The following is a 4,448-nucleotide window of genomic DNA, read 5'->3' on the forward strand; positions in this document are numbered from 1 at the left end:
CTATAAACATGGCAAAACCACCTAAAATAAACCTCGATACACCAGCATTGTGTATTTCAGCTACTCAATAATTGGGAAACTTCAGTTTAGAGATTCATATACTTATATTGGAACTAGGAGTTATTAGATGTTAGTTAGAATTGTATTTGTGCTTATTATTTGGTTGTCTTTTTGGACTTCTTCTCAGGCTTGGAATATACCTTACGAAGTGTATGATTATAAAACTGAAGATATGAATGGTTTTCCTGAGACTATTGAAAGGGATTTTAAACGAATGGATGGTTCTGAGTATCATTTTTCTAGAGCGAATTGTCGTATCCCTATTGCGGACGATGACTGGGATCGGAATGAGTCCATCACTTACGATTCAGTTTCTTTTCATACAGCTTGGGCCGGGATAAAGAAGGGTGATCGTCGATTATATTCTATTCTTACGGACTCGGCTCATTACTTTTTCATACCTTGGGATGAGAATCATATGTTCGACCATAGGCTTGTTAATACTGAGGTAATTAGTTACCACTCTGCTGTCACTCATAATGACTTTTATAACGGTAATGCTGCGGTTTACGCTCGTCATTTTTACAAGGGTCCTGGGTATTTGCGGGATCATGATATGAATGCTTTTAAGTTAGCCAAGCATTTAGAGTCTTTGAATTGGGAACAGTTATCTGATACTTATGCCAAGGATTGTAATTTACATTTAAATCAATTTTTTGGGAGCGCTAACTCTTGGTTTCAATGGTGGAATTATTGATATGCAAGAGAGTGTTGAGAAACGTTAGTTTTTTATTTTTTAGGAGTTTATTATTATGATTTTAAAAAAGGTTTCTGTTGTTTGTTTGTTGGGTTTGTTTTCTAGTGGAGTTATGGCTGGGTCTTCCGAGAATTATGAGCTTTCTATTCCGGATTCAGCTTTAGGTCTTGTTTGGGAGCGTTCTGGGGATTTTCCTGTAGCTTCTACCCCTTACGTCATAGATGGAAAGGTTCAAACTGATGCTATTGCGGAAATGGGGACTCTTAACAGTAATTTTGAGGGTTCTTTGACTGCTTTGGATGCTGTTTTTTGGCAGGCGAAGTTTGACCATTCATACATGACGAAGGCATCTTCTTTTTGGAATAAGGTTAACAATGTCTCGGATCGTTTTCAGGAGTCTATGAATCCCTCCCCGATCCCCACTCGTGCCCCCTATCCTTATCCTATTGCCCCGGCGCCTAATTCTAGTAATACTGTGGCCTCTGGAGCTGTCAATAAGCCTGCTGTTGGAATAGGTAGCGGTTCAGGTTCTGATTATGTACCCCCTGAGTCAGGTAGTGAAAGTGGTCTTGTTTTTAGACCTCGCCCTGTTTATTCTTTGGGAGATGTTGGTCCTGCTGGAGGGTTGGTTTTTATTGTGTCTTCTGGTGGCACTAGGGGTATGGAGGTTCAGGGAAAGGATTTGAAAAATTTAGGGGCTTGGGGGTGTCTTAATGTAGCTCTGCCTGTGACCTTTGGCGACCGTCTTGGCTCTGGTATGCTTAACAATTATTCTATTCGGAAGACTTCTTGTTTTAAGGATGGGTCTGCTATGAGTCGTACCCAATTGGAGAACGATTATAGATGGCATTTGCCGTCGGCTTCTGAGTTTAGGCTTATGTCTGAGTTTCTTTTAGCTTATAGTAAAAAGTCTTCGGTTGCTAAAAATATAGGTCATTTTGGGGGTTCTTATTGGACATCTACTCAGTACATTCAGCCTTTACCGTTAAGAGATTCTTCTCTTGCGGTTGCTGGCATTGTTCCTGAGGATTCTAGTTTGCCTTTGGTTAACCCATTAAGTTATGTTCCTAGATCTCGGACTCTTAAGATTCGTTTAATTAGGACTTTTTAGGGTTCTGTCGCATAAACCCCACTTCCCGACGTTATCTGCTATCGCTGAAAATCTTGGAAACGTAGCTTTAGCGAAGTGAAGATTTTTAGTCCGCGATAGCCGTAGGGCCGTTGTTTTGTCGGAGTCTGAGCTTTTGATAATTATTGCGACAGAACCGTTTAAACCCAATAACTCTAAACGGAATAACATGCATTTAATACATGATAATCGGATACGAATAATATTCAGTGTTTAAGTTTTCAAGTAAAAAATCAGTCTTTTTAAAAAACTTTATAGAGATCCTACACCATCTAAAATGAAACACATGACCCAAATGGGTCAAAATTCAGGTTATTTTTACACTCCACTTAAGGATATATCGCATTAGTTTATGTCTGCTATTGGTCTTTATGTAAAGCTTTACATAAAGGCCAATGCTGGTCTTCCATAATAGACAATAATGGTGAATTTAGAGAAAAGATAAAGGTGAAGGGTTGGTTTTCCTGTTTTTATAATAGTTGACTATTTTACTAGGTTATGTGTATTATGAAGCATAATTAACTTAATTTTAATAGGATATCTTGTGCGATTAACTACTAAAGGACGTTATGCGGTGACTGCAATGTTGGACCTGGCTTTTCATAGTCGGGTAAAGCCCGTTACATTAACTGAAATTGCGACACGTCAAACTATTTCACTTTCTTATCTTGAGCAATTATTCTCACGTTTGCGGCGTGCTAATATGGTTATAGGGGTACGTGGACCTGGTGGCGGTTATAAATTGAGCCGGGGCGCTGAAGAAATAAGTATTTCGGATATTATTCTTGCTGTTGATGAGCAGGTTGATTTAACGAATTGCGAGCAGAAAAGTAATTGTCAGAATGGCCAGCCTTGTTTAACCCATGATTTATGGATGGGACTGAGTGATACCGTGCGCAACTATTTAGATGGTATTACTTTAAAGCAGCTATTAGATCAAGCTGATGTACAAGCAGTTGCCCAGCGTCAAGACTCAGATGTTCAACAAATTATGCAGTTCAGAGATGCTGAAACAATTGGAATGGCTCTTAAATAGGCATCCGCTTTCATTGCGTAAAAGGTTATGATCTATTTTGATCATAATGCGACAACCCCCATCGATGAAAGGGTGTTACAGGCAATGTTACCTTTTTTTAGTAAGTTTTATGGTAATCCTTCCGGATTATATAAATTAGCACGTCTTTCACGCAGTGCGATTGATACGGCACGTGAACAAGTTGCTCAACTTGTCAATGCGCGGCCGGAGCAAGTTGTTTTTACCAGTGGCGGAACAGAAGCAAATAATTTAGCCTTAAAGGGAAGGGGGGCTAAATCTAAAATATTGATTTCTGCATTTGAACATCCTTCAGTTATACAATCAGTTGATGCACAGTCTATTAGTGTCAATGAACAGGGTTATATTGATCAGCAGGCGCTCTCGTTAATTAAGGGTAGCTTTGATCTTGCCTCTTTTATGTTAGTCAATAACGAAACAGGTGTCATTCAGGATGTTGCAAGTCTGGCTGCTTTTATGCAACAGCGAGGAGCTCTGGTACACACTGATGCTGTACAGGCTGCAGGTAAAATAGCAGTTGATTTTCAGGCTTTAGGCGTAGACCTGATGTCTCTTTCCAGCCACAAAATGTATGGTCCTAAAGGAGTAGGGGCGTTAATTACCTCGGTTGAGCATATTCAAACACCCATTTTGACAGGTGGAGGCCAAGAGTCTTCAGTGCGTGCAGGAACTGAAAATGTGCCAGCAATTGTTGGTTTCGGTAAGGCAGCAGAGTTGGCTTACTCTGAATTAGAACAACGCCGTCAACATTGCCTGCAACTCAGAACGTATCTAGAAAAACAATTATTGTGTCTAGCAGGAGTCAGCGTGTTTGCTCAAGAGAGTAACCGTGTTGCCAATACAGTGCAGTTTGGAGTGCACAACTGTGTGGGTGAGATGCTGTTAATGCAGCTGGACAAAGCAGGGGTTGCTGTATCAAGTGGCTCTGCATGTGCGAGTGGTGAGCAGTCTGTCAGTCATGTATTAGCTGCAATGGGGGTAGAAGAAAGTCTAGCAAAGTCAGCTATTCGAGTGAGCCTGGGGCAAGAAAATACACAGCAAGAGATAGATTGTTTCGTGTTAAAATTAAAACAGATTTTATAGGGTTATTATAGGGATGTGTTATGTTTGTTTCTGAATAAACCATGATTATATTCTTGAATTAAGCCATTACTAACTCATTTTATGCCTAGCTATAAAAGCACAGTACTGCCTACATATGCTCCATCGCTGCCAGCCATGGAGAGCGAACGCGAGGGCTGGTAGTCCCCAGAAGGCGTAGGGCCGTTGTTTTGTCGGAATCGTAGCGCTAGCGTAGGTGGAGACAAAATAAAAGGCATTCCGAAACGCCGTCCAGTCATTTGAGGGAGTGTTACGAAGCCAGCACCGAGTTTACGATGGTAGTGGCGAAGTGGCACGTACGCAGGACGTCTGGGGCGCCGAAGGCATTAGCGGTCGCGTTAAGTTTTTGCCGCTTGCTTGGGCTGGGATGCCCAAAACAAGCTTTCGCAAAAATAGCGACTCCCCGC

Annotated in this window: 4 protein-coding genes; all 4 read left to right on the forward strand. The window is 41.1% G+C overall.

The features are described 5' to 3' along the window. Window positions 1–127: 127 nt before the first annotated feature. A complete protein-coding gene (locus tag CDZ78_RS15830; RefSeq protein ID WP_087870868.1) occupies window positions 128–757 on the forward strand; it encodes a hypothetical protein in 630 nt (209 codons plus the stop codon). Window positions 758–812: 55 nt separating this feature from the next. Beyond that, entirely contained in the window at window positions 813–1,868 is a 1,056-nt protein-coding gene (locus CDZ78_RS15835; protein ID WP_087870869.1) for a hypothetical protein, read from the forward strand. A 562-nt stretch (window positions 1,869–2,430) separates the two neighbouring features. Next, window positions 2,431–2,922, forward strand: a complete 492-nt coding sequence (locus CDZ78_RS15840) for an Rrf2 family transcriptional regulator (RefSeq protein ID WP_087870870.1) — start codon at window positions 2,431–2,433, stop codon at window positions 2,920–2,922. A 27-nt stretch (window positions 2,923–2,949) separates the two neighbouring features. After that, on the forward strand, window positions 2,950–4,023 hold the full coding sequence (locus tag CDZ78_RS15845) for a cysteine desulfurase family protein (RefSeq protein WP_087870871.1): 1,074 nt from the start codon (window positions 2,950–2,952) through the stop codon (window positions 4,021–4,023). The last annotated feature ends 425 nt before the right edge of the window (window positions 4,024–4,448 follow it).

The organism is Bathymodiolus platifrons methanotrophic gill symbiont, assembly GCF_002189065.1.
Classification (GTDB): Bacteria; Pseudomonadota; Gammaproteobacteria; order Methylococcales; family Methylomonadaceae; genus Methyloprofundus.